Source organism: Burkholderia sp. BCC1640, assembly GCF_902833125.1.
Taxonomy (GTDB): Bacteria; Pseudomonadota; Gammaproteobacteria; order Burkholderiales; family Burkholderiaceae; genus Burkholderia; species Burkholderia diffusa.
Window position 1 is genome coordinate 1 of sequence record NZ_CADFEF010000116.1, and the last position, 663, is coordinate 663.

The 663-nt window shown below is 64.0% G+C and carries 1 protein-coding gene and 1 pseudogene; both read right to left on the reverse strand.

Annotated features, from left to right (window positions below):
- Positions 1–142 (reverse strand): annotated as a pseudogene (locus tag HWX25_RS33655) (MFS transporter); the annotation flags it as partial.
- A gap of 164 nt (positions 143–306) precedes the next feature.
- Positions 307–663, reverse strand: a 357-nt coding sequence (locus HWX25_RS32735) for a DMT family transporter (protein ID WP_175912726.1), incomplete at its 5' end; no start/stop codon positions are given.

Here is a 663-nt window from a genome sequence, read left to right on the forward strand (position 1 = left end):
CCGCATTCATCTGCAGCGCCGCGACCGAGATGTTCGAACGGTCGATGTATGCGACGAGGTACAGCAGCATCGGAAACGGAATAAGGCGCAGGTTCAGGCGCCGCATCGTCGCGGCGTGCAACTGCGGGACGGCAGCATTCATCGACTTGTCTCCTGGATCGTCTCGCGGGACGGGCGGATGCCGCGCATGATCGCGACATCGTCGCGCCGCGTGAAGCGCGGCGTCATGCGAAGCAGTCTAGGAGTCGCGCGAAATGCGCGTCAATTATCGGGACGCAGTCTCGATGTGTGAGAAATACCGGCGAGTTAGTACCGCATCACGAGATACAACCCCGCGGCCGCAAGCGCCATCCCCGGCCACGCGAGCGCACCGACCGTTTCGCCGAGCACAATGAGCGCGATCAACGCGGTGGCCGGCGGAATCAGGAAAAACAACGCCGACACGCGCGACGCCTCGCCGTATCGCACCATCGCGAGCAGCAGCGAAATCGCGATCAGCGAGTTGCAGATCACGAGATACGCGAGCGACCCGGCGAGGCCCGCGGTCCAGTTCACGTGCATCGGTTCGAGTGCGAACGCGAGTGGCGCGGTCACGGCGAGGCCGACGGTGTACTGCACGAGGTTCGCGGTGACCGGATGAACGTCGGTGCCGAAGCGCTTTTC